Source organism: Rothia koreensis (assembly GCF_004136575.1).
Classification (GTDB): Bacteria; Actinomycetota; Actinomycetes; order Actinomycetales; family Micrococcaceae; genus Rothia; species Rothia koreensis.
In genome coordinates, this window is sequence record NZ_NOIQ01000001.1 from 531,815 (window position 1) to 554,404 (window position 22,590).

A 22,590-nucleotide genomic window follows, 5' to 3' on the forward strand; every position below is an offset into this window, starting at 1 on the left:
CAAGCTGAACTTGAGGTCTACTCTTCGTCCGAATGTCCGAAGGGATCCTCGTCGACCCCGGGCATCCACGTCAGATCGGGCTTGCCCCAGCCTTCCTTCTTGATCGCCTTCCTCGCCTTTTTCGCCCAACGGGCGTTGAGCCGGTCGACGTAGAGCTTGCCGTCAAGGTGGTCGGTCTCGTGCTGCATGACGCGCGCGAACCATCCGGTGGCCTCGAATTCGATCGGGCGTCCGAATTCGTCCTGCGCGCTGACTTTGGCCCAATCCGCCCGCTTGAGCGGGTAGGCAAGTCCGGGCACCGACAGGCAGCCCTCAGCCTCATCCTCCTTGTCCGGCTCGACCTCGGAGATCTTTCCGAGGGTCAGCCGAGGGTTGACGAGGACCCCGCGGTTGGGCGCGTCGTCGTCGTTCTCGTGGACGAAGGTGAAAAGGCGCAGCGGCACGCCGACCTGTGTCGCCGCAAGCCCGACGCCGTGGGCCGCGTCCATGGTCTCGTACATGTCTGCGATGAGACCTCGCAGTTCGTCGTCGAAGTCGGTGACGGGCCGCGTCGGGCTGTGCAGAACGGGGTCGCCGGTAATGACAATCGGGCGAACGGACATGTGGCCTCCTGGGCGGTTAGAGCGGAATACACGCACCACCGTATCGGGAATCTCCGGACATCGACTCACCGCGAACGAAGCGATTCGACGCAACGTGAACGCGTGCTACTAGGATGACGAAAGACAACAGTCGGTGACCAGCAGTGCGACTTCTACGGAGGATCGCTTGTTGCGGCCCTGTCACGGCCGGAAAATCTGGCGCGTGATGATTCTGAAGCAGGGCAGCCGTCGGACCCGGGTCAGCCCGGTGCCGACTTCGACGTCGGCGGAATGGCAATGGTGGTTATGTCCCGAAGGTTTGGGGTTGCCGAGGGGAACTCCCGCGACCCGGACGTCGCGCGAGCGGTTCGTGAAGCGCGCGACGAGCACGAGTTGCTCCAGAACCTCATGGAATGCGCCTCGAACGGCAACCAGAACTGTTTTGAGCAGCTCTACGATGCCCTGGTTCCTCGGATTTACGGCCTCGTTCAGCGGATTCTCCGCAATGTCGCGCACGCCGAGGAAGTGACCCAGGAAGTGTTTCTCGAAGTCTGGCAAAAGGCACCCCAATACGATTCCACGCGAGGGGCAGTGGGATCCTGGGTTACCGTGATCGCCCATCGTCGTGCCGTCGACCGTGTCCGAGCTGCTCAGTCGGCATCGGAGCGGGACATGCGGATGGGGGCAGCCGAGTTCGAGGAAGCCTACGAGCACGTGGAGTCGACGGTTCAGCAAGGTCTCGACAACGCCTCGGTGCATGCGGCTTTGTCCAGGGTTCCTGAATCTCAGGTTGAGGTCGTAACCCTGGCATATTTTGGCGGGCTGTCACAGAGTCGGATTGCGCAGGCCCTGGGTGTCCCGCTGGGTACCGTCAAAACAAGGATGAGGCTTGGTCTCATGCGACTGCGGTCAGAGTTGGGAGGCGAGTATGAAATCGGATGAGAACGCCGTGGACGACGCAGCTGCGTACTCCCTCCATGCACTCGATCCCGAGGAGAACGAACGATTCGAGGCTCGGGCCGGCCGGGCCGAAAAAGATCTCGCCGCGGAATGGGCACTGGTAGGGGCCCGCTTGGGGAAGGCGGTCGCTCCCGAAGAGCCGCCTGCGCGCCTCAAAGAAAATCTCATGCGGCAGGTTGCCCAGACAGAACAGGTCGACCCCTCCGCCCCACCCAAACCTGCCGGGAGTTCGAAAGCGCCCGCATCCGGCGCCCGCGGCCGGGCCCGACGACGCTGGGGCATGGTGCCCGTGACCGTTGCCGCTGCTTGCGCGGTGCTGGCCGTTGTGGCCGGTGTGTGGGGGATGGACCAGAAGCGCCAGGCGGATGAAACGCGGTCCGCACTTTCTGCGGCCGAGTCCGAATCCGGGTCGAAGACCGAGTCGCCATCGATTCTGGACCAGATCTCATCGGCGTCGGACGTCTCCCTGGCCAAGGGAAACATGGACGGGGCGAATATCTCCGTGATGTATTCCGCGTCCCACAACATGGCTGGGGTCTCGACGTCGGACATGCCGCCGTTGCCGGAGGGCAAGGTCTACATGCTCTGGCTCCTGGACAAGGACCACAACGTGGTCGGATCGGGGTCGATCTCGGGGGGTACGAACGGAGAAGGACAGAACGCGGGCGTTGACTTGACGACCATGACGGACCAGGACCTGAGCTCCGTTGCGGCCTTCGGGATCACGGTCGAGAACCGCGATGCCAAGGCGCCCACCGGCGATCCCTTCATGCTGGAATCGGACAGCTGACTCGGCTGCCGCCGTCCGATGCGGCAGAGCCTGGCGCTATCCGATAACCTGAACACTGTTCAAAATCACGCGACGGTCATCGGTGCCCCGGACATCCGGCGATCCGAGCAGACCGCGCACGACAATGGAGGAGACAGTGAATTCAGTACCCGGAGGGGCCCGCCCGGCCGCGACCGTGCAATCGACTTCGGTAGCGCACTCGATCGCCTATATTGCGGTTTTCGCGGCATTGGTCGCCGTCCTGGGGTTGCCGGGAAATATCCCCTTGCCCGGGCTCGTGCCGATTACGGCGCAGACCCTCGGAGTCATGCTGGCCGGCGCGGTTCTCGGGGCGCGCAGGGGAGCCCTGTCGATGATCCTGTTCCTGGCCCTCGTTGCGATGGGCTTGCCTCTGCTCTCCGGGGGGCGCGGGGGACTGGGTGTGTTCGTGGGTCCGAGCGCGGGGTACATGATCGCCTGGGTCGTGGGAGCGGCGGTCGTCGGTCTCGTTGTTCGATCGGGGTCGGGGCGACCGACCTGGTTGAAAGCATTCGCCGGGTGCGTCCTCGGCGGAATGATCACTCTCTACGTCATCGGAATCCCTGTCCAAGCAGCGGTGACAGGGATGTCGCTCGGCCAGACGTTCACTGCCTCACTGCTCTTCCTGCCCGGAGACCTGATCAAGGCCGTCATCGCGAGCATCGTGACCATGGGGCTGTGGAAGGCCTACCCGAGAGCCTTCCACCAGTGACGCACCGGCCAGAACCTGTCCTCGCCGGCCGCGTCCGGCCGCTCCGGGACCGGGACCACGAACGAGTGCTGCGCGAAGCCCTCGCTGTTCGACGCGCAGGCGACATCCCGTTGATCGGAGACGAGCGTTGGAGCGAAGACCAGTGGCGCGGCGTCGTCGAGCACGCGACCGGTGCGATCGTCCCCGACGAGGCGGAATGGGCGGCATTGACGTCAGGAAGCACCGGGCGTCCACGGATCATCCTGAGAACCCAGCAATCGTGGGACATGTCCTATCCGTTCCTGGATGAGTGGGGCGAGCTGACCCCAGCGGACACCATGCTGATCGCGGCCCACCCGGTGTCGTCCATGGCCTCCTACGCCGCCTCCCACGCGGCTCATACCGGATTCCCCTTCAATACGCCGGTGAAGCACCGCATGGGACCTGGAGATATCGCGAGCGCCACGATCCTCCACGGGACGCCGTGGCACCTGCGTGACCTCCTTGATCTGCTCGATGCCGGGCACCCCAGCCCAATGCGTGTGGCGTTCGTGGGAGGAGACCGGTTGCCCCAGCAATTGCGCCACCGGGCAGCACACCGCGGCATCCGGGTGTTGGGGTACTTCGGGGCTGCCGAGCTGTCCATGGTAGCGATCGACGACGGCGACGGCCTGCGAGCCTTCCCGGGTGTGGACCTGCAGACCCGGGACGGCGTCCTCTGGGCGAGAACTGACCAGCGGGCAGTGGCCGTGCTCGGTACCGGCGGCGCCTATCGAGTCCGAGGAGCCTGGGCCACGGTCGGGGACCGTGCTGTCATAGCAGATGGCCGGCTGAGTCTCCGCGGCCGGAGCGACGACGCGATACAGACGGCTGGCGCCACCGTCCTCCCGAACGACATCGAGGAAGTCCTCGCGTCGGTCCATGGGGTGCATGCCGCAACCGTGATCGGCGTTCCGGACGAACGTGCCGGTCAACTCGTCGCCGCCGCCCTCGAAACCGACGGCGGGGACACCACACAGGTTCTGGAACGCGTCAAGAGCATCGCCAGAGCGCAACTGACCCCCGCACACATTCCGCGCCGGTGGAAGACGACAACCCGATTGCCACGTACCGGTTCCGGCAAGATACGCAGACCGACGCCTGAAGAATTCGAGGCACTCCGATGAGACTCCCCAGACTCGCCCCAGGAACACCATGCCCCACGCAGCGCTGACCGCGACCCGCCGAACCCCTGTCACCGCCCGCTCGCGAGCCCTGGCCCACTACCGCGTCGACGAACTCGCGGCCACGGTCCTGGCCGACCTGGCGACGGACTGGGGGCGGGCCCCCGACGGCGTCATGCTCGGCAACTGCACCGGTCCGGGCGGGAACCTGGGACGCAATGCGGCCCTTGCGGCAGGTTTCGGAGGAAGCTGCGTCGGGTGGGGGATAGACGTCCAATGCGGCTCGGGACTGGCGGCCGTGCAGCAGGCCGCCCACCAGGTCGCCGCAACCGGCACCACGATCTTTGCGGGCGGGGCCGAATCGGCCTCGACGGCGCCCACACGTTCCTACAACGGCGTGCCCTTCGACCGGGCCCCCTTCGCACCTCAGGGGTTTCCCGACCCGGACATGATCGAGGCGGCCGACGCTCTGGCCCGCATCACGAGGATCTCCCGGGAAAGGCAAGAAGGCTACGCCGTTCGGAGTCACCGACTCGCCCTGGCTTCGGAGCACCATCGATGGGCGGAAACGAGTTGGATGGTGGGGAACGATCGGGCCGCCCGAGTCGTCGACGACGGTCCGCGACGACTGACCTCAGAAAGCCTGAGGAGGTTTTCACCCATCATCGACGTGGAGAACGCCACCGTGACACCGGGAACGACGGCACGCATCTCGGATGGGGCCGCGGGCGTCGTCGTCGCTCCCCTGGAATCGACGGACGGACCGCATTGGCGCATCATCGCGTCGACCCTGACCGGCGGGGACCCAGCGGTCCCGGGCCTCGCGCCGGTCGAGGCCACTCAGCAGGCCCTTGCCCATGCAGGGCTCGCGATGGACGACATGGACGTCATTGAGGTCGTCGAGGCGTTCGCCGCCCAGGTCATCGCTTTTCTCGAGCCCTTTCACCTCGCAACAGGCGATGCCATCGACCCCCGCGTCAACGCACGCGGAGGGGCGATCGCCCTGGGCCACCCCTGGGGTGCCTCGGGCGCCATCGCCCTGGGCACTCTCATGAATCGGCTCTCGGAAGCAGGGCCGGGAGCCCGAGGGCTCATGACATGTGCCATTGGAGGGGGTATGGGCGCCACCATGATCTTGGAGTACAACGCATGAGCATCACCATCGACAACCTGACGGTCGAAGTTGACGGCCCGGAGGGGCGGACCCTCCTGCTCGACTCGGTTACGGCCGACCTCGACGCGCCCCGCATCGCCATCATCGGGGAGAACGGTTCCGGGAAATCCACGCTGACCAAAGCCATCGCCGGGCTCGTGCAGCCGACCGCCGGAAAGGTCGCCGTCAACGGAATCGACACCGTGGGGCAGGCCAAGCGGCTGCGGCGCGCCGTAGGATTTGTGTTCGCAAACCCCGGGGCGCAGACCATCATGCCCACGGTGCGCGAAGACATCGCCCTGACGCTTCGCGGAAGAAAGCTGTCCCGAGAGGAGATCTCGGCGAGAGTCGAAGAAGCCATCCGAGAACACGAGCTCGAAGATCTGGCGGACCGCCCGTGCCATGCGCTCTCGAGCGGCCAGATGCAGCGTCTGGCTTTGTGCTCCGTGCTGGTCGGCGAACCCGATCTGGTCATCGCTGACGAGCCAACCAGTCTGTTGGATGCACGGCATCGACGCATCATCGCGCGGCGATTGCTCGAACCGGCGGCCCCGCAGGTGCTCCTCGTGACGCATGACCTCGACTTGGCCAGACACTGTGATCAGGCAGTGCTGATCGCCGATGGCTCGCTTGCGGAACAGGGCGACCCGGCGCACGTGATTGATTGCTACGAACGGATTCTGGCGTGATCTCCCTCTACTCTCCGGGAAACAGCCCCGTTCACAGGATGCCCGTGGGCGGCAAGCTTGTCTCCTTCGCACTCGTCGCCCTCGGGCTCTCCTTTGCACCGGCGACGTGGTGGACGATCGGCGTGTGTCTGGTCATCGCGCCCGTTGCATACGCGCTTGCGGGGCTCGGAATGCGGTTGTTGTTCAAGGATCTGCGCGGACTCCTGCTGATCCTTGTTTTCCTGGCGGTGACCCAGGCGATATTCCTCGAACCGATCGACGCCGTCCGCAACACCGTGCGGGTCCTGGCGATTATTCTGCTGGCCCAGGTCGTCACCCGAACCACGCCGGTCCAGGGGATGATCGAAACCTGCGAACGAGTCCTGGGGCCATTTCGACGTTTTGGTGTGAACCCGGAACGCATTGGCCTCGCCATGGCTCTGACCTTGACGTCCGTCAACCAGCTCGGAGCGATCGTCAAGGAGGTCAAGGACGCGCAGAAGGCCAGGGGAGTGCGGATCGCACCGTGGGCATGGGTCATGCCCGTCCTGGTGCTTACTCTGCAGCACGCAGACCAAGTCGGCGACGCCCTGGAAGCAAGGGGTTTGGGCGGGTCGGACGAGGACTGAAGCCCGGGTCACGGAAGAGGCGGCCCGGAAACAAAAACGAGGTGCGAACCCTCACTGGATGACCAGCGGTGGGTACACACCTCGCTTATCTGGGGTGAGCGACGGGGTTTGAACCCGCGACCTCCTGGACCACAACCAGGCGCTCTGCCGACTGAGCTACGCCCACCAAGAATCGGTGCCCGATCAGCAATCGGACAACGAATTAGAGCTTACATGAGCCCCGCCAGGGGTGCCAATCCGAAGCAGTGAGACATCAGTGAGAACTCTCACACCCGCGGGGCCGAGCTCAATCCTCCGCCTGGTCGGGAGAGAAGCGGCGCGAGATCTCGCGGGCGTCGTCGGAACTCGGTCCCGGTTGGGGAACGAAAATCGCTTCCCGGTAGTACTGGAGCTCGACGATCGAGTCCTTGATGTCTCCCAGGGCGCGATGGTTCCCCGTCTTGGCCGGCGCCTGGTAGTAAGCACGCGGGTACCAGCGGCGGGACAACTCCTTGATGGTCGATACATCAATCACCCGATAGTGCAGGTGCTCGATGACCTTGGGCATGTCCCGTGAGAGGAATGTCTTGTCGGTGCCGATGGAATTGCCGCCCAGCTGGGCCTTGCCGGCATCCGGGACGTGCTTGCGAATGTGTTCGAGCACCTGGTGTTCGGCTTCCTCCATGGTCAGCCCCTGGTCGAGCTCCTCGAGCAGTCCCGACGTCGTGTGCATATCCCTCACGAAATCGTTCATCTGCTCCAATGCCTCCGGCTCGGGCCTGATGAGCACATCGAGACCCTCGTCCAGAATGGTGAGCTCGGCATCGGTGATCAGAACCGCGACTTCGATCAGAGCGTCCCGCTCCAGGTCGAGACCCGTCATCTCGCAGTCGATCCATACTATGCGTTCATTCGTTTTTGACACTCTCCCAACCTACCTCCCCGCTTCGATCGTGCCTAAGCGTCCGCGCCGTCAGTGCGGGACCTGTAAAATCGATCGAAGTCTTGCCCGAGTTCCGGCGGACTTCCGGCACGAGACCACAGCACAAAGGGGGAAGCTTGAGCCACAGCGCGATGCTTCGGAAACGGCGCAACCGGGAACCCCGGTTCGTGCAACGAAGCCCGCTCAGGACCGTCATCATGGGCACGATCGGTTCTCTTCTGCTGATGTTCGGGTCTTTCGGCATCGGGTGGCTCGCGCCCATCTCCTCCCTGCGGTTGCACCCGTGGATCATTTCGCTGAGGTACACGGATGGTGCCGTCGTCATGTGCATCATCGTGACTTCGATCGGCGCGATGGCTCTTACCCGCGAGTGGATGCGTTTGAGCCAGAAGGTCGACTGGGCCAGCAAATCCGCGAAGAAGTGGGTCACGGCCGCGATCATTTCCTGGTCCGTCCCACTGATGGCGGCCATACCGCTGTTCAGTCGGGACGTCTATTCGTACTTTGCCCAAGGGCGCGTGTATCAGTCAGGACTCAACCCCTACGAGTCGGGCGTCTCCTCGGTCAACAACTTTCTCCAGAACGGCGCGGACCAGCTGTGGAGCCAGTCTCCACCGCCGTATGGCCCGGTCTTCCTCTGGATCGAGGGTGTGGTCGTCGGGATCGCCGGCGACTCGCCCGACGTCGGGTTCTACCTTTTTCGGTTCGTCGCGCTCCTCGGCGTGGGGCTGATTGCTTACTTCTTGCCCAAGCTCGCCAGATTGCACGGTGTGAATCCCACACGGGCCTGCTGGCTGTGCCTGGCCAACCCCATGTTTCTGGTGCACTTCGTGGTCTCGGCGCACAACGATGCCCTGATGATCGGCCTCATGATGGCCGCTGTCTACGTGGCGGCCCGGTGGCGCACCACGGCAGGGGGACTCGGCGGGATTACGCTCACGACATTGGCCGTCGCGGTCAAGCCGATTGCCTTGCTCATCCTTCCGTTCGTCGGCCTGCTGTGGGCGGGCCGCGGGGCCTCCTGGCCCCGTCGCTTCCTTTTCTGGTTCCTGACCGCCGGGGTGGCCCTGCTCGAACTCTGGCTCATGGGGCTTGCGAACGGTTTCGGTTTCGACTGGGTCGGAGCGCTGACGACGACGGGCGGCGTCTGGATCTGGTACGCCCCCGTCGGACTGGCGGGTTTCCTGATGCGGTTGTGGGGCGATTCTCTGGGGCTGCCCGGTGGCGACTTGCAGTCCCTGGTCCAGAAGGTCGGCCAGATGGCAGGTGTCCTGGGTGCCGCGGTGCTCGCATTCCTCGGCCGGGACGAAAAGCTGATCCGGCGGTTGACCATCGCACTGACCCTCGTCGTCATCCTGAACCCGATGATTCAGGCCTGGTATGTGGTCTGGTTGATCCCGTTCTTTGCCGCCACGGGGATCCGTTCGGACTGGCACGTGGACTTCTTCCTGCTGACCACGCTCTTCTTCATGATGTGGGCCGTATCCGACCAGTTGGATGTTTTCCCGTACTTGAGCCTCGACATCAACATGGGTCGACTCGTGGCGGCCGTGGTGGCACTGCTGTACGGGCTGTACATCATGTTCATCGACCCCTCCACGCGCCGTGTCTTCAGGCGGTCTCGACGGATCGGTACGATCGTGTAGCTTCCGGAAGTGGAGAGCCGAGGCCATCTCGCGGTAGTCTGTACGAGGTCGCGATGGCCAAGCCTCAGTAGCTCAGTGGATAGAGCAGGAGCCTTCTAATCTCTTGGTCGGGGGTTCGACTCCCTCCTGGGGCACCAATAGAAACCGCGGAAAATCAGCGAACAACCTATTGCACATCTTGATACGCAAACGGTTTTCGGGACGATCTGCACACCGTTCTGCACACCATTGACCGAGAAGAGCCTCGCCGGGAACATCTTCGAGCGGGCCTTTCGTATGCCACCACACGGGCGTCTTGCCCATCTCCATCACCCGGCCTACGCTTGCCCCACGACTTTGCCTCGCTGCGCGCTCTGTGATTCGGCCGCCAACGATCTGCCCCACAACAACCGGGCAAGGTGGTTGCCACCGGCCTCCGAGGGAGAACCGAACTAAGCCTTGTTCGGAGTTTCTTATAAGGCCCAATTCGCTGACCGCCCGCAAGCTTGCATACGAAGAAAATGAGACAAACCTTCTGAGACTCGTGGAAGAGAACTGCGGGAATCCGGTCTTGGTGCAAGGGATCTTCTGGTCGGCCGGAGGGCTCATGCCGGAACGCCTGCTTGGTCCCTGAGACCTGTTCAGGCAGTTTCGTTTCTCGCCCGGCCGGTGGTCTCAGAAGCAGCTGAGCATGTGCGGTGATGGCCGTTCTACCCCTTGGGGTCGCTGTTTGCCTTGCCCATAACACGGACTATCTCGGCTTTGGCTGCCCCGCTTTCAGCCGGGATCAGGCGCCACACGATACCAGCCTTGGTTTCACCTTCCTCACGGGGAACGATCCACCCCAGGGTCACCAGGGAAGCGGTCAAAATATCTAACCCATCAGCCAACAGTTCGCCTTCTCCGTCGCAAATCTCACCGGTGGCCGCGCAGAATCGCCATCCCCGTCGGGCGCAAATTTGGCTGGCCCACTGACGTTCATGGTGGACGTACCTTGGTGGGATTGTCAGTAACGTTGCACTGATCGGTTGTGTCTCATAAACCATGGTGGCTCCTTTTGCCCCACCGGAAGCAGCAGCCTCACCACGTCCTGCCTGCTGTCGCGCACGATGTGGTTAAAAGGATCGGGCCGGGGAGTGTGTTGCGGGAATTCTTAAGCGCAACAACTCCGCCGACCCGATCTGCCAGCTAGGAGCAGGAGGACTCAGCTGGACCCGTTGCCGCTGTGGCGGCCGCCTTTTGCCTTGTCCTCTGTGGACTGGGCTTGGGCTCCCTCCTGACCGGCTTCGTGCGGATCGGCAGCATTCTTTTCGCCGAAGCTGCCCGAACTCTGCTCGCCGCCCTTGTGGGCTTGCTCTTCGGTGTCGTTGCGGTTTCCGAACTGTCCGGGATTGTTCTTGTCAGCCATCGTGATACCTCTTTCGCTACGGATTGGGTTCCTTCTTCTTGCCACCGTGTGCTTCAACCCTTGTCGAAGACCGGTAGATTTCATGTGCCGGCGGATTCAGTCGAAGAACACACCTGGACCGGGTCTCTTGGCTCACGTCACGTCCGCGTCCGAAATGAACTCGATCAGTTCTCCGGCGAGATCCTCGGTGCAGTTGCGAGCAACATCGGCTTGAGTGACCATTCCGACCAAGTCATGTCCGTCGATGACTGGAAGCCGGCGTACCTTGTGCTCGCTCATTGTCCGGATGGCTTCTTCGATGCTGTCGTCTGCTCCGACGGTCACGAGCTTCGATTCACCGAGCTCTCCAGCAGTGACCTCGCTGGGGTTGCCTCCTTCGGCGGTGCATCGGACCGTGATATCACGGTCGGTCACCATGCCCTTGAGGCGATTGTCGTTGCCACAGATTGGCACGGCACCAACGCGCAGATCACGCAATAAACGTGCTGCATCGGTCAGGGTGTCCGATTCCCCGATGCACTGGGCATCAGGGGTCATGATGTCGCGTATTGCCACCATGATTGCCTCCTCTCCACCACCTCCCGGTCGTTGGGTGGTGAGGTCCCGTTCCTTGGGCGCTTCACCGCCTGGCCCGTGGGCTGTGCGAAGGTGAAACCATAAGCAACCGAGTCCGCTCGACCGGGACTACCCGTGAAGGTGAAACAGGATAGGACGGTCACGGTTGACGGAAGGGGGCCAATGGCGGGCACAAACCAGCGCATTTGCGGCTATATGCCCGCCCATCGGCCTACCAGCTCATGGTGATTCAGCTGGTCTGGCTGCCGCTGTTGCGGCCACCCTTTGCCTTGTCCTCGGTGGACTGGGCCTGTGCGCCTTCCCGACCTGCTTCGTGGGGGTCAGCCGAGTTCTTCTCACCGAAGCTGCCGGAGCTTTCCTGGCCTGCTTGGTGGGGATCGGCAGCATTCTTTTCGCCGAAGCTGCCCGAACTCTGCTCGCCGCCCTTGTGGGCTTGCTCTTCGGTGTCGTTGCGGTTTCCGAACTGTCCGGGATTGTTCTTGTCAGCCATAATCTTTGCCTTTCCTCTACTGGGAGGCGTTTTTTCTTACGACCGTGCGCTTCATTTATCCACCAAACTCGCCATCAACCCATTTTTCAATCCCTGAACAGAAATTTCACCACATTTTTCTGGTTGCACAGATGGTGGCGAGGGGAAACTGCTCCATTGGCCCGCACAGAGCGGGAAGTTGAGGGGTTGAGTACAAGAAGGGGCTGGCGTGTCGATACTGCGATCGGCTCGCCAGCCCCCGGAAACTTGGGCGAAGCGCACGTTTTTGCATGCCCCAAGGTTCCTCGCTCGGGCGGTTGATGTCATGGGCCCGAGCTGTTTCAAGGATACATCAAATTCCCATGAAGAAAAATGATTATGGTTAACCTGAAAATGAGGTACGGCTTGTTGAGCGTGTTGCCTTTGTTGTGCTGAAACTTTTATGGGCAAATTGTGAATGAGGGGTGCCTTGGTGGCTCCGTCGTGTTCGCTGTGCCGATATGAACGTGTCACTAAGTGCCAGCAATAATCATTTTCCTGATGAATATGATAATGGGATTTGTTTTCTGATTATCCCGATTAAATGGAAATTGCCGTACACTGTGTGGTGTTGGAGGGGACCTCACCTGGCGCAGGGATCGTCGGCCACCGGGCCGATGCGGATGCGCCGAATCGTTGACAGGTCCATGTCCAGACGGAGGTGCCACATGCCCAATAGTGAGCATGACGAACTGCGAACCCTCCTGGCGCGGTATGCCGACGAGGCGAGACGGTCCCAAACGGCACGGAACAACATGATCCGGACTGCGCACACGGCCGGGTTCAGTGTGGACGAGATTGCTGCTTGTTCAGGACTGGACACCCTGACCATCAAGAAAATTCTCTACTGATCGCCACGTTCAGCCCTAGATCAAGGGCTACTGAGGAGAGAAGGTGCCTATGGGGCCCGATCCGTCAGGAAATTCGAAACTGTCGTTGCTGTTTATTGCGGAACCGGGGGTTCCTGCCCACCGACTGCAAAAGATCCGAGCAAACCTGGACGCACGGATCGTGCAGGTCTATGGAGTTTCCCCGGACCTGTATGACAGCTCGGAGGCGCTGGGCATCAATCCCGAGGGCAGCCTCGACATGCAAGTGATCGCGGATATTTCCCACAAGTTCCCGCATACCACGGCGGTGGTGTGCTTGACTGAAATGCCCCGCCACAGCGGTAAGCACCCATTGATCGCAGAAGTCAATACCACCAACTGCCTGGCAGTCATCTCCTGCCCAACCCTGGAGGGGCCTTGCCCCCGACGGCGCCTGGCCCAAACCATCATGGCCTGCTTGGCCCGCATGGACCTGCCGACCAACCCCGGGACCACCCCTCCGACCCGCCTTGCATGGGGTACCTGGGGCAAAAACGAGCACGGGTTCAGCATGCGTGCCCGGGTCTTCACCGGCGAGTTGCGCACTATCACAGGCATGGTGGTCACCAACGAACCGCTTCATACTGCTCCACGATTATCAAGCGTCTTGGCCACTGCTGCGGCCACAGGCGCCTTCGGGATCTTCTACAACTCCATCTGGCAAATGTCCTCCACCTTGAGCACCGGACGGTTGGTCTTCGTTGCGGTCATGGCCATCGCATTGATGGTCCTGTGGCTGATGTACAACAACCGGCTCTGGGACAGACCGGTCAGTAAGAATCGGGCCTGGCTGATCACGCTGTACAACGTCTCCACCGTGGTGACCCTGCTGCTGTGTGTGATCATGCTCTTCGCTGCGTTGCTGGTTTTCACTCTGGTCGGTGGGCTGGTGATCATCAGCCCGGAGTTCATGGAACAGATCCTGGGCTATGAAGTCGGGTTCACCGACTACCTCAGGATCGCCTGGCTCAGTGCATCCATGGGTGTTATCGGTGGGGGACTGGGCAGTAGCTTCGACTCCGAAGAGGACATTCGACGGGTCACTCACGGGCAGAGAGAGCGTCAGAGGATTACGGAGCCTGAAGAGACTGACGAAGGTTCCGCGTAGAGGCACCATGGTGCGGGAAGGAGACGAGCAGTATCTGTAGGAGCGACCATACAGTGGAGATCCATCCCGTGACACGGTCACTGTCTCCAACCGGTTTTGACGTCGTCTGCGCCTGCGGCTGGAGCATACGGGTGACTGACCAAAGTCAGGCGGCTGCCAGGAAACAAGAACATCTTGGCGAGAACGGTGAGGACAGCCCATAGACGCAACGCTCGGACCTTGCTGGACGAGGGCGTGAGAGTCGTTATTGCTGACACGGTCCCGGAGAGGCTCGTGCATACGGTGAAGAGTCTCGACCACGATCGTGTCACCGTTGCAGTTGCGGACCCCACTGACCCGAAAGCGGTCTAGCACGTGGCTGAGGTCGTCCGCGAAGAGGTCGGCGGCCTCAGCATTCTGGTCTGCGAGGCCGAGGCCCATGGCCCGGACGGCGCCTTCCATGAAATTGACGATGCCGGTCGGCCCCAGATTCTCGAGACCAACGTCGTGAGCACCGTGCGTGTGACCCGCGCGGTGCCGCGAGGGTGGTCGAGACCGGTCACCAGGTCATCGACTACGCGAAGCTGTTGCTCGCCACTGGTTCGGCAAACAAGGATCGCCGTCGAGTGGGTACTTCATAGTGATGGTTCTGAACAATCCGGGTGTCGTCGTCGCAGAGTTTGCTGGGTATGGGGCCAGGCACGAAGACAACCCAGGGGCAGTCCAGTGCCTTTCCAGTGTCGGCAGCAGAGACCGCACATCATGTGCGTGGGGACGTTCCTTCTATCGACGGGAAGCGAAGTGGGGCGTATTCTCGGCACCATTCCGATGCGGATGGTGAGGTGGCCGATGACCGAGTCAGCAGAGCTTCGAGCGGTGGATGCCTGGTGGCGTGCCGCAAACTATCTTACGGTGGGACAAATCTACCTGCGGGACAACCCATTGGCCCGGGGTGGGATCGCCGCCGAGCAGATCAAACCGCGTCTTCTCGGCCACTGGGGCACCTCGCCTGGGCTCAATCTGCTCTGGGCGCATCTGAATCGGTTGATTTGCCAACGTGAGTCCGAGGTGCTGTTCGTGTGCGGTCCCGGGCATGGCGGTCCCGCGATGGTTGCCAACGCCTGGCTCGACGGCAGCTACTCCGAACTCTTCCCTGAGGTTGGTGAGAACGAACCGGGAATGGCGCGGCTTTTCCGACAGTTCTCGTATCCCGGCGGGATTCCCTCGCACGCGGCACCTGAGACTCCCGGATCGATCAACGAGGGCGGTGAACTCGGGTACAGCCTCATGCATGCCTATGGGGCGGTGTTGGACAACCCGGACCTGATCGCCGCGTGTGTCATCGGCGATGGCGAGGCTGAGACCGGCCCGCTGGCGACGAGCTGGTTCGGCAATATGTTCGTCGACCCGAGCACCGATGGCGCTGTGCTGCCGATTCTGCACTTGAACGGATACAAGATTGCGAATCCGACAGTACTGGCCCGTCTCGGACAGGACGAGCTGGTCACGTTGATACGTAGTCACGGGTACGAACCGATCGTCGTCGCCGGTGGCGAGGACGGTGAGGCCCCGGACGCCATCCACTCTCGTCTGGCCACGGCCCTGGACACCGCCTTCGATGCTATTGCTGGCATCCAGTCCGAGGCCCGGGCAGGCCGGGGACCGGCGCGTCCGCGGTGGCCGATGATCATACTGCGCACGCCCAAAGGGTGGACTGGTCCTCGTGTGGTGGACAGGACCCGGGTGGAGGGGACCTTTCACTCCCATCAGCTTCCCCTCCCGGAGGTACGAGAGGACCCCGATCACCGGGCTCTGCTGGAGCAGTGGTTGAGTTCGTATGAGCCGGAGTCGTTGTTCCCGGATGGAGAGATTTCTTCCCAGCTGAGGTCGCTGCGACCGAATCCGGAACTGCGGATGAGCGCGAGCCCGCATGCCCATGGCGGAATGGTCTCGGCCCTCGTGAAGCCCGAGATTGCCGGCTATCACGTTCCGCAGGACCGGGCGGGGGAGGTCGAGAGCACTCGAGTTTTCGGTGGCTGGCTTGCCGAGGTGATGAAGGAGAACCCGCAGAGTTTCCGTCTTTTCGGTCCTGATGAGGTGCTGTCCAACCGGCTCGACGAGGTCTTTCGCGTGGCCGAGCGGTCGTGGTCCGGCGAGATCGTGCCCACTGACGAGCACTTGGCGCGGCGTGGTCGTGTCATCGAGATGCTCAGTGAGCACATGATGCAGGGGCTGCTGGAAGGCTATTTGCTGACGGGCCGGCACGGTCTCCTCACGTCGTACGAGGCATTTGTTCACATCGTCGACTCGATGTTCAATCAGCATGCCAAGTGGCTTGAGAGCGCAGCCCATGTCCCGTGGCGTGGTTCGTTGGCCTCACTGACATACCTGCTTTCATCGCACGTGTGGCGGCAGGACCACAACGGCTTCAGTCATCAGGACCCGGGGTTCCTGAACGTGGTCGTGAACAAACAAGCCGACGTGGTGCGTGTTTACCTGCCCCCGGATGCCAACACCTTGCTGGCCACCATGGACCATGCTTTCGGCACCAGCGATTTGGTGAATGTGGTTGTCTCGGGCAAGCAGCCGCAGCCGGTGTGGCTGGCGGGGGAAGAAGCCCAGGCCCATGTAGAAGCCGGTATCGGTATTTGGGACTGGGCGGGCAACGAGCCTCGAGGTCCCGCCACGGAGCCTGGTAGTGAACCCGATGTCGTTGTGGCCTGCGCCGGTGATGTGCCGACTTACGAGACGATCGCGGCGGCCCAACTACTGCGGGAGGAAGCCCCCGAGATCGCGGTGCGGGTGGTCAATGTGGTTGACCTGTTCCGGCTGCAGAGCAGTTCGTTGCATCCCCATGGGATCGACGACGCTTCCTTCGACGCCTTGTTCACCACAACCCGACCGGTGATCTTCGCCTTCCATGGGTATCCTTCACTGATTCACCAATTGACGTATCGCCGGGCCAACGATGCCAGAATCCATGTGCACGGGTTCAAGGAATTGGGCACGACCACCACGCCGTTCGACATGGTCCACCTGAACGACCTTGACCGATACGGGCTCGCGATCGATGCATTGGAACGAGTCCCCGGGGGCACCGAAGCCCACCCGGGACTGACCGAACACTGGCAACAGGCGCGGGATGAGGCGCGATCGTACGCGTACGAGCACGGCGAGGACCCGGAGTTCATCCTGGGGTGGCGGTTCCGGGCTACTGGTTGCTGACGTACGGAATGATCCAGATCGACCAGTATCAGCACGGTCAGCCGCGGTCGGGTTTGAGCAGCACCTTGGTCCAGCCGTCCTCGCGGTCGTCGAAGTGACGATAAGCCCGGGCAGCATCGTCCAATGACAGCTCATGGGAGACGATCCACGAAGGTTTGGCCCGGTCAGCCGCGATCAGATCTCGCAATTGTCGATTGTACCGTTTGACCGGTGCCTGCCCGCTGGCGATCGACTGTCCTTTGAACCAGCTCAATCCGTAGTCCAGGTGCAGGCGGCCGGCGCCGGCGTCTTCGTCCTTGGCTCCGGGATCCGCGGGCAAAAAGATGCCCACTGACCCGATCCCTCCAGTGAACTTCACCGATTCGATCAACTGGTTCAAGGTCGTTGCCGGGTCCTCGTGCCCAGCGTGGTCGTGGGCCTGGTAGCCCACGCATTCACATCCTCGGTCCGCTCCCATGCCATCGGTTTGGTCGAGGACAAACTGCACGGGATCATTCTGTGAATCATCGACGGTGATGGCACCGATTTCCTCGGCCAGTCGGAGACGATCCGGCTGACGGTCCACGACGATGATCTTGGCCGCTCCGCGCAACGACGCCGAGAGGGCCGCCATCAGCCCCACCGATCCGGCTCCGTAGATCACGACCGATTCGCCCGGGTGCAGGCCGGCAAGTTCGGTGGCGTGGAAGCCCGTGGGAAAGATGTCGGAGAGCATGACGTAGTCATTTTCTTTTTCCTCCGCATCTTCACCCAGGATCAGAGCGTTGGAGTCCCCATAGGGTACACGTAGGAGTTCGGCCTGGCCGCCCGCGTAATCGCCCATTTCAGCGAATCCGTAGGCCGCTCCTCCTTTTCCTTCTGCCGGTTGGTTGGTGAGGCAATAACTGGTGTTGCCGGCCTCGCAGTTGGCGCAGAAGCCGCAAGAAATATTGAATGGCAGCACTACGCGGTCGCCTACCTTCACCCGGTCCACACCGGAGCCGATCTCCACGACCTCCCCAAGGTTTTCGTGCCCCAGCGAGCGTCCGGTTTCCATCGAGGTGCGGCCCTCGTACATGTGCAAGTCCGATCCGCAGATATTGGTGGTCGTGATGCGCACCAGGATGTCCGTTGGGCGTTCAACGGTGGCATCGGGAACGTCCTTCACGGCCACGTCTTTTGGTCCTTGGTAGATGACGGCTTTCATAACGAGCTCCTTGTCTCTTCGTGCCCCGGGGATTCGAATGCGCTCACCGGAGCCTGTGGGCGATGGCTGCCGGACATCGAGTGGCTCGTTGTGAGCCATCGTTGCCTGGGCCTCCTAGAGATCGAATCGGTCCCAGACGCGATGCCGACTCAAGGCTTCCGTCACGCCGGCCAGCACCTGCTCCGGCCCGTCATCGATGAAGATGCCCGGATCGTCGTTCGCGTATCCAGCTCGGTATATCGCATCCGTTCCGCCGCCCCAGGCTCCGATCGCCTTGCCGTGCCTCCAGGCCTCGTCGAGCAACAGGTCAACTCGGGGGTCGAAGCCGGAGCCGGCTCGGGCCCCGGACTTGGCGTCCTGGCCCGACGGCTCTGCCGATTGCCTGGATGGCGAACCAGCCAGAACCAGCGCGTCCAGTTCCACGGAACGAACCGTGGCAAGGGTTTTGGTGACGGGTACTCCCGAGACCTCGCCACCGTGAATGGAGATGATGTTCGGGACCATGGAAGAGCCAACGATGCTCTCATGCAATTCCGCCAATCCCGCGGGAGGGTTGGCGGGATCCACGATGATTCCGACGATGCGACCGTCAACTGGCCACGTGCCCCCGAGCTGCGAGAGAGCAGGGCTACGGTCATCACCGGTCTGTTCGCTCCCTCGGACGTCGGGCACCGGTAGACCCAGACTCTCAGCTACTTGCTGGGCCAGCGACTCATCGACTCGGGCCAGGTTCACCACCTGACGTTCACGGACGGCGGGTTCGTAGCACTTCCCGAGTTCGAATGAGTACGCACCCACCACGTGATCTTTTTCGACGTCGGTCAGGCTGTTCCAGAACAGTCTGACCTGACTGAAGTGATCGTCGAAGCTCGCAGGAGCCGCGCGGGTCTTGACTGACTCGGCAACCGTGACGGGCAGGTCCGTGAAGGCCGCATCGGATTCGTTCGCGGTCAATGGATTGTTGCCATCCAGGGAATTCGGTGTGTAGGGTGCGACGCCGGTGTGCCCGGCCTGCTGCCCGTAGCCGTCTCTGAACATGTCGTTGACCGGGGCGTGCGGCCTGTTGATCGGCAACTGGTTGAAATTCGGTCCGCCGAGGCGAGTCAGCTGGGTGTCGATGTACGAGAACAGCCGCCCCTGGAGCAGGGGGTCGTCGGTGACATCAATGCCTGGCGGCAGATGCCCGGGGTGAAAGGCAACTTGCTCGGTCTCTTCGAAATAGTTGCGTGGATTGGCGTTCAGGACCATTCGACCGATGAGCTGAACCGGGACCTTTTCTTCGGGAACAATTTTGGTGGGGTCCAGGAGGTCGATTCCCTCGTACGTCTGTTCCGGGGTGTCTTCGAAGACCTGGATCCCAAGTTCCCATTCGGGACAGGCCCCGGATTCGATGGCATCGGCGAGGTCTCTGCGGTGGAAATCCGGGTCCGTGCCTCCGACGATCTGAGCCTCTTCCCAGGTCAAGGAATGGACGCCCAGCTTTGGCTTCCAATGGAACTTCACCAAGCACGTGTGCCCCTCTTCGTTCTGCAGACGAAAAGTATGGATGCCGAAACCTTCCATCATCCTGTATGACCGGGGAATTCCGCGATCGGACATGTTCCACATCGTATGATGCTGTGCTTCGGTGTGCAGGGAGACAAAATCCCAGAACGTGTCATGCGCGCTCTGTGCCTGGGGGATCTCGCGGTCAGGATGAGGTTTGCCCGCGTGGATGATGTCCGGGAATTTGATGGCGTCTTGGATGAAGAAGACCGGAATATTGTTTCCGACCAGGTCGAAGTTGCCTTCTTCGGTGTAGAACTTGGTTGCGAAGCCGCGGGTGTCTCGCACCGAGTCTGCGGATCCTCGTGATCCCAGAACCGTTGAGAATCTCACGAATACCGGCGTCGTCCGGCCTGGAGCCAAGAATTTCGCTCGAGTCACTGACGCCGCGTTGCCATACGCTTCGAAGTACCCGTGGGCCCCGGCTCCACGGGCGTGCACTACACGTTCCGGTACACGTTCGTGATCGAAATGAGTGATCTTTTCCCTGAAGTGGTGGTCCTGGAGCAGCGATGGGCCGCGTTCGCCGGCCTTGAGCGTATGATCGGTTTCCTGCAACCGGGAGCCGGCGGAGGTTGTCAGGAACGAACCGTGCTGAGCGATCGGGTCAGGATCTTCGTTCGCCACATCTCCGGTCGGGGTACGTGGTGAGACATTCTGCTGGTCCTCGCTTGCTCCCCAGGGAGGATGGGGAGCAGTCGGTTCCTCGACGGAGGGTTCTCCGGCGGCGGGACGGCCCGGAGGCGGAGTCGTATCAGATGGCAAATTCTGCCTCTGAGCCTCTGACACTGTCTTGGATTCGTTTGCTTCCGAAGGATTTTTCTGTGTGTGTGCCATGATATTGCCCGTTCTTAGATGGTGTGTGAGCGTTTTCCCCGACAGTGTGCGGATGAGGAAAGCCGAGAGCCACGAGGGCCGAACATCGGTAAGGTTGCGCGATTCGCTTCCGCATCGTCGGGTTGGGCGCGGACAGCGACCGATCCGCAGGAGCCGGGTTTTCGTCAGTGATGCGTCGCGGAACCCTTTGGCAATGCCCTATAGGGATGCCGGTATGCGTCTCGGTCATGAGCGAGGCAAGGTGTTGAATGGCGAGGAATCGTGGACGGAGTTCTTTCCGGTGATCCCGCCCGATGCGGTGTCTCGGACAGCTACGTTCGGTCGGAGTCGTTACCGCTGTGCCGGCCGCCCTTGCGGGCTTGCCCTCAGATGTCGCGGCGGTTTCCGAGCTGTCCCGGATTGTTCTCGTCAGTCATAATCAGACCTTTCCGCTGTGGGAGTGAGGTTTTCGTTCTTACGACTGTGCGCTTCACTCAAGACTCAACTCCTTCAACCGACCTTTTTCAACCCTCCAAGCTGGGGCCCTTGTTTCTCGCCGGTCCAAGCAAGAAATGGATAGGAGGCAATTCGACGCCTTCTGCGGCATCGAGCTCGTGGGCCGTCAGGGACATAGCTCCGGTGTGGGGTGTCGGACGACCGTCCGCGAGACGGAAAGCAACCTCTGGGACGGTCCTGGTCTCAGTCCTTTGCGGTGCGGCGCAGTCGGGTGTTGACGAATTCGCCCATACCCCACCGTCCGAGTTCACGGCCGAACCCTGAGCGTTTCACGCCTCCGAACGGCAATCCCGGCAATGTGGTGCCGTGCTCGTTGATGTAGGCCATCCCGACATCCAGCCGGTCAGCCACCTGCTGGGCTCGGTCGAGGTCTGGGCTCCACACAGAACCACTGAGTCCGAAGCCCACGTCGTTGGCCAATTCCACTGCTTCGTCGACGGAATCGACACCATAAACCACGGCCACAGGTCCGAAGATCTCTTCAGAGTATGCGTCCATCTTCGGGGTGACCCCGGTCAGTACCGCAGGTTCCATGAATGCGCCCGGCCCGTCAGATGACCGACCACCGGTGTGCAAGGTCGCGCCCTGCTCGACCGCGTCCTGGACCTGGGCGACCACGTTGTCTCGGGCCGTGACCGAGGACAACGGGCCGACCTGGACCTCTGGATCGGTCGGGTCTCCGACGCTAGCCTGGCTGAAAGCAGCGGAGATGGTGGAGACGAAGGAATCCACGTGCCTGTTGGGCACAATGATCCGTTTTGGCGAATTGCACGCCTGCCCGGTATTGGACAGTCGTGCCTTCGCCACGGTCCGGGCCACCTGGTCGATGTCGGCGTCGTCCAGGACGATCAGAGGGTCCGAACCACCGAGCTCGAGCACCACCTTCTTGAGGTTTCGGCCAGCGGTCTCCGCCACGGACGAACCAGCTCGTTCACTGCCCGTCAGCGAAATACCGCGGACCCGTGGGTCGGCGATCATGTCAGCGATCTGTTCCTTCGAAGCGAAGACATTGATGTACGCCTCCTCCGGGACTCCGGCGGTGTGGAGTATCTCAGCCATCACCTCCGACGACCAAGCGCAGATCTCAGCATGCTTCAAAATAATGGTGTTACCGGCCATGAGGTTAGGCGCCGCAAACCTGGCGGCCTGATAATACGGGTAGTTCCACGGCATCACGCCTACCAGCGATCCGATAGGTCGCGTCTGGACGACCGATTCTGCTGCACCTTGCGGATCGAGTTCTTCCCGTTCCAGGAGATCCGGACCGTGCTCGGAATACCAGCGGAAAATCGCGCCCGCCAACTCGGCTTCGTCGACGGCCTCCTGCAACGGCTTTCCCATTTCTGAAGCGATCAGTCGTCCCAACTCGTCCTTGCGGGAATCATAAATATCGGCGGCTTTCGAGAGGATCGATGCGCGTTGTTCCGCTGGGGTGTCTTTCCAGCCGGGAAATGCGGTGGCGGATTGGTCAAGTACTCGCTCGACACCTTCTGCGTCGAGTCCTGGAAATTCGCGTTCTGTGGTTCCTGTGGTGGGATTGGTGGTCGTATATGTAGCCATGTCGTCAGCGTAAGCAATGTGCGACGACGTCGGTCAACCAATTTCGGTCCATTGTGTGCACCGAACTGATTTTTAAAATAAGTGCATATTGAGG

The 22,590-nt window shown here is 61.8% G+C and carries 21 protein-coding genes and 2 tRNA genes; 12 read left to right on the top strand and 11 right to left on the bottom strand.

The window, feature by feature from the left end:
• Positions 1–17: 17 nt before the first annotated feature.
• Positions 18–602, bottom strand: coding sequence for a peptide deformylase (gene def / locus EWU68_RS02465; RefSeq protein WP_129314262.1), 585 nt, complete (start codon positions 600–602; stop codon positions 18–20).
• A gap of 180 nt (positions 603–782) precedes the next feature.
• Positions 783–1,139, bottom strand: coding sequence for a hypothetical protein (locus tag EWU68_RS13220; protein ID WP_238692304.1), 357 nt, complete (start codon positions 1,137–1,139; stop codon positions 783–785).
• Between EWU68_RS13220 and EWU68_RS02470 the strand changes: the two genes are divergently transcribed.
• The 7 genes from EWU68_RS02470 (at position 1,044) to EWU68_RS02500 (ending at position 6,653) form a co-directional block, all read left to right on the top strand.
• Positions 1,044–1,523 carry a sigma-70 family RNA polymerase sigma factor gene (locus EWU68_RS02470; protein WP_238692294.1) on the top strand — a complete coding sequence of 160 codons (480 nt, stop codon included), beginning with the start codon at positions 1,044–1,046 and terminating at the stop codon, positions 1,521–1,523. The genes EWU68_RS13220 and EWU68_RS02470 overlap by 96 nt on opposite strands.
• Positions 1,510–2,331 (top strand): anti-sigma factor domain-containing protein, encoded by an 822-nt coding sequence (locus EWU68_RS02475; RefSeq protein WP_129314264.1) that lies wholly within the window; start codon positions 1,510–1,512, stop codon positions 2,329–2,331. Before EWU68_RS02470 ends, EWU68_RS02475 begins: the two co-directional genes overlap by 14 nt.
• A gap of 124 nt (positions 2,332–2,455) precedes the next feature.
• Positions 2,456–3,061: a biotin transporter BioY gene (locus EWU68_RS02480; protein WP_129314265.1), complete on the top strand. Its 606-nt coding sequence runs from the start codon at positions 2,456–2,458 to the stop codon at positions 3,059–3,061.
• A complete protein-coding gene (locus tag EWU68_RS02485) occupies positions 3,058–4,206 on the top strand; it encodes an AMP-binding enzyme (RefSeq protein WP_156265281.1) in 1,149 nt (382 codons plus the stop codon). The genes EWU68_RS02480 and EWU68_RS02485 overlap by 4 nt, the downstream gene beginning before the upstream one ends.
• A 28-nt stretch (positions 4,207–4,234) precedes the next feature.
• Entirely contained in the window at positions 4,235–5,356 is a 1,122-nt protein-coding gene (locus EWU68_RS02490) for a thiolase family protein (protein WP_129314267.1), read from the top strand.
• Positions 5,353–6,045: an energy-coupling factor ABC transporter ATP-binding protein gene (locus EWU68_RS02495; RefSeq protein WP_129314268.1), complete on the top strand. Its 693-nt coding sequence runs from the start codon at positions 5,353–5,355 to the stop codon at positions 6,043–6,045. The genes EWU68_RS02490 and EWU68_RS02495 overlap by 4 nt, the downstream gene beginning before the upstream one ends.
• Positions 6,042–6,653: an energy-coupling factor transporter transmembrane component T family protein gene (locus EWU68_RS02500; protein WP_129314269.1), complete on the top strand. Its 612-nt coding sequence runs from the start codon at positions 6,042–6,044 to the stop codon at positions 6,651–6,653. The genes EWU68_RS02495 and EWU68_RS02500 overlap by 4 nt, the downstream gene beginning before the upstream one ends.
• 90 nt (positions 6,654–6,743) lie before the next feature.
• On the opposite strand, the gene EWU68_RS02505 is transcribed toward EWU68_RS02500, so the two are convergent.
• Positions 6,744–6,819 (bottom strand) — tRNA-His (locus EWU68_RS02505).
• A gap of 120 nt (positions 6,820–6,939) precedes the next feature.
• Complete coding sequence (gene orn, locus EWU68_RS02510; RefSeq protein WP_129314270.1) at positions 6,940–7,557, bottom strand: oligoribonuclease; 618 nt, start codon at positions 7,555–7,557, stop codon at positions 6,940–6,942.
• A gap of 134 nt (positions 7,558–7,691) precedes the next feature.
• Here orn and mptB point away from each other — a divergent pair, with 134 nt between their 5' ends.
• Entirely contained in the window at positions 7,692–9,221 is a 1,530-nt protein-coding gene (gene mptB, locus EWU68_RS02515; protein WP_129314271.1) for a polyprenol phosphomannose-dependent alpha 1,6 mannosyltransferase MptB, read from the top strand.
• A gap of 61 nt (positions 9,222–9,282) precedes the next feature.
• Positions 9,283–9,358, top strand: a tRNA-Arg gene (locus EWU68_RS02520).
• A 552-nt stretch (positions 9,359–9,910) separates the two neighbouring features.
• Here EWU68_RS02520 and EWU68_RS02525 read toward each other — a convergent pair.
• The 4 genes from EWU68_RS02525 to EWU68_RS02540 form a co-directional block, all read right to left on the bottom strand.
• Positions 9,911–10,246, bottom strand: coding sequence for a hypothetical protein (locus EWU68_RS02525; RefSeq protein WP_129314272.1), 336 nt, complete (start codon positions 10,244–10,246; stop codon positions 9,911–9,913).
• Between the two features lie 158 nt (positions 10,247–10,404).
• Positions 10,405–10,608, bottom strand: a complete 204-nt coding sequence (locus EWU68_RS02530; RefSeq protein ID WP_129314273.1) for a hypothetical protein — start codon at positions 10,606–10,608, stop codon at positions 10,405–10,407.
• A 132-nt stretch (positions 10,609–10,740) separates the two neighbouring features.
• Complete coding sequence (locus EWU68_RS02535; RefSeq protein WP_129314274.1) at positions 10,741–11,166, bottom strand: CBS domain-containing protein; 426 nt, start codon at positions 11,164–11,166, stop codon at positions 10,741–10,743.
• A 247-nt stretch (positions 11,167–11,413) separates the two neighbouring features.
• Positions 11,414–11,674 carry a stress protein gene (locus tag EWU68_RS02540; protein WP_129314275.1) on the bottom strand — a complete coding sequence of 87 codons (261 nt, stop codon included), beginning with the start codon at positions 11,672–11,674 and terminating at the stop codon, positions 11,414–11,416.
• Positions 11,675–12,360: 686 nt separating this feature from the next.
• Here EWU68_RS02540 and EWU68_RS02545 point away from each other — a divergent pair.
• From EWU68_RS02545 to EWU68_RS02555, 3 genes are all read left to right on the top strand, one after another.
• Entirely contained in the window at positions 12,361–12,543 is a 183-nt protein-coding gene (locus EWU68_RS02545; RefSeq protein WP_129314276.1) for a hypothetical protein, read from the top strand.
• A gap of 49 nt (positions 12,544–12,592) precedes the next feature.
• A complete protein-coding gene (locus tag EWU68_RS02550) occupies positions 12,593–13,669 on the top strand; it encodes a hypothetical protein (protein ID WP_129314277.1) in 1,077 nt (358 codons plus the stop codon).
• An 828-nt stretch (positions 13,670–14,497) separates the two neighbouring features.
• Positions 14,498–16,873, top strand: a complete 2,376-nt coding sequence (locus EWU68_RS02555) for a phosphoketolase family protein (RefSeq protein ID WP_202976676.1) — start codon at positions 14,498–14,500, stop codon at positions 16,871–16,873.
• Between the two features lie 37 nt (positions 16,874–16,910).
• On the opposite strand, the gene EWU68_RS02560 is transcribed toward EWU68_RS02555, so the two are convergent.
• The 3 genes from EWU68_RS02560 to EWU68_RS02570 all read right to left on the bottom strand — a co-directional run bounded on the left by EWU68_RS02560 (position 16,911) and on the right by EWU68_RS02570 (position 22,496).
• Positions 16,911–18,059, bottom strand: a complete 1,149-nt coding sequence (locus tag EWU68_RS02560) for a glutathione-independent formaldehyde dehydrogenase (protein ID WP_129314278.1) — start codon at positions 18,057–18,059, stop codon at positions 16,911–16,913.
• Between the two features lie 114 nt (positions 18,060–18,173).
• Positions 18,174–20,369, bottom strand: a complete 2,196-nt coding sequence (locus EWU68_RS02565) for a catalase (RefSeq protein WP_238692265.1) — start codon at positions 20,367–20,369, stop codon at positions 18,174–18,176.
• A gap of 750 nt (positions 20,370–21,119) precedes the next feature.
• Positions 21,120–22,496 carry an NAD-dependent succinate-semialdehyde dehydrogenase gene (locus tag EWU68_RS02570; RefSeq protein WP_129314280.1) on the bottom strand — a complete coding sequence of 459 codons (1,377 nt, stop codon included), beginning with the start codon at positions 22,494–22,496 and terminating at the stop codon, positions 21,120–21,122.
• Between the last annotated feature and the right edge of the window lie 94 nt (positions 22,497–22,590).

What these genes read in the sequence shown, in the direction of transcription:
- EWU68_RS02540 (WP_129314275.1), bottom strand. Translation starts at nt 11,674, where the DNA reads ATGGCTGACAAGAACAATCCCGGACAGTTCGGAAACCGCAACGACACC.
- def (WP_129314262.1), bottom strand. Translation starts at nt 602, where the DNA reads ATGTCCGTTCGCCCGATTGTCATTACCGGCGACCCCGTTCTGCACAGC.
- EWU68_RS02525 (WP_129314272.1), bottom strand. Translation starts at nt 10,246, where the DNA reads ATGGTTTATGAGACACAACCGATCAGTGCAACGTTACTGACAATCCCA.
- EWU68_RS02550 (WP_129314277.1), top strand. Translation starts at nt 12,593, where the DNA reads ATGGGGCCCGATCCGTCAGGAAATTCGAAACTGTCGTTGCTGTTTATT.
- EWU68_RS02570 (WP_129314280.1), bottom strand. Translation starts at nt 22,496, where the DNA reads ATGGCTACATATACGACCACCAATCCCACCACAGGAACCACAGAACGC.
- EWU68_RS02490 (WP_129314267.1), top strand. Translation starts at nt 4,235, where the DNA reads ATGCCCCACGCAGCGCTGACCGCGACCCGCCGAACCCCTGTCACCGCC.
- EWU68_RS02545 (WP_129314276.1), top strand. Translation starts at nt 12,361, where the DNA reads ATGCCCAATAGTGAGCATGACGAACTGCGAACCCTCCTGGCGCGGTAT.
- EWU68_RS02475 (WP_129314264.1), top strand. Translation starts at nt 1,510, where the DNA reads ATGAAATCGGATGAGAACGCCGTGGACGACGCAGCTGCGTACTCCCTC.
- EWU68_RS02555 (WP_202976676.1), top strand. Translation starts at nt 14,498, where the DNA reads ATGACCGAGTCAGCAGAGCTTCGAGCGGTGGATGCCTGGTGGCGTGCC.
- EWU68_RS02495 (WP_129314268.1), top strand. Translation starts at nt 5,353, where the DNA reads ATGAGCATCACCATCGACAACCTGACGGTCGAAGTTGACGGCCCGGAG.
- EWU68_RS02530 (WP_129314273.1), bottom strand. Translation starts at nt 10,608, where the DNA reads ATGGCTGACAAGAACAATCCCGGACAGTTCGGAAACCGCAACGACACC.
- EWU68_RS02560 (WP_129314278.1), bottom strand. Translation starts at nt 18,059, where the DNA reads ATGAAAGCCGTCATCTACCAAGGACCAAAAGACGTGGCCGTGAAGGAC.
- EWU68_RS02535 (WP_129314274.1), bottom strand. Translation starts at nt 11,166, where the DNA reads ATGGTGGCAATACGCGACATCATGACCCCTGATGCCCAGTGCATCGGG.
- EWU68_RS02480 (WP_129314265.1), top strand. Translation starts at nt 2,456, where the DNA reads ATGGAGGAGACAGTGAATTCAGTACCCGGAGGGGCCCGCCCGGCCGCG.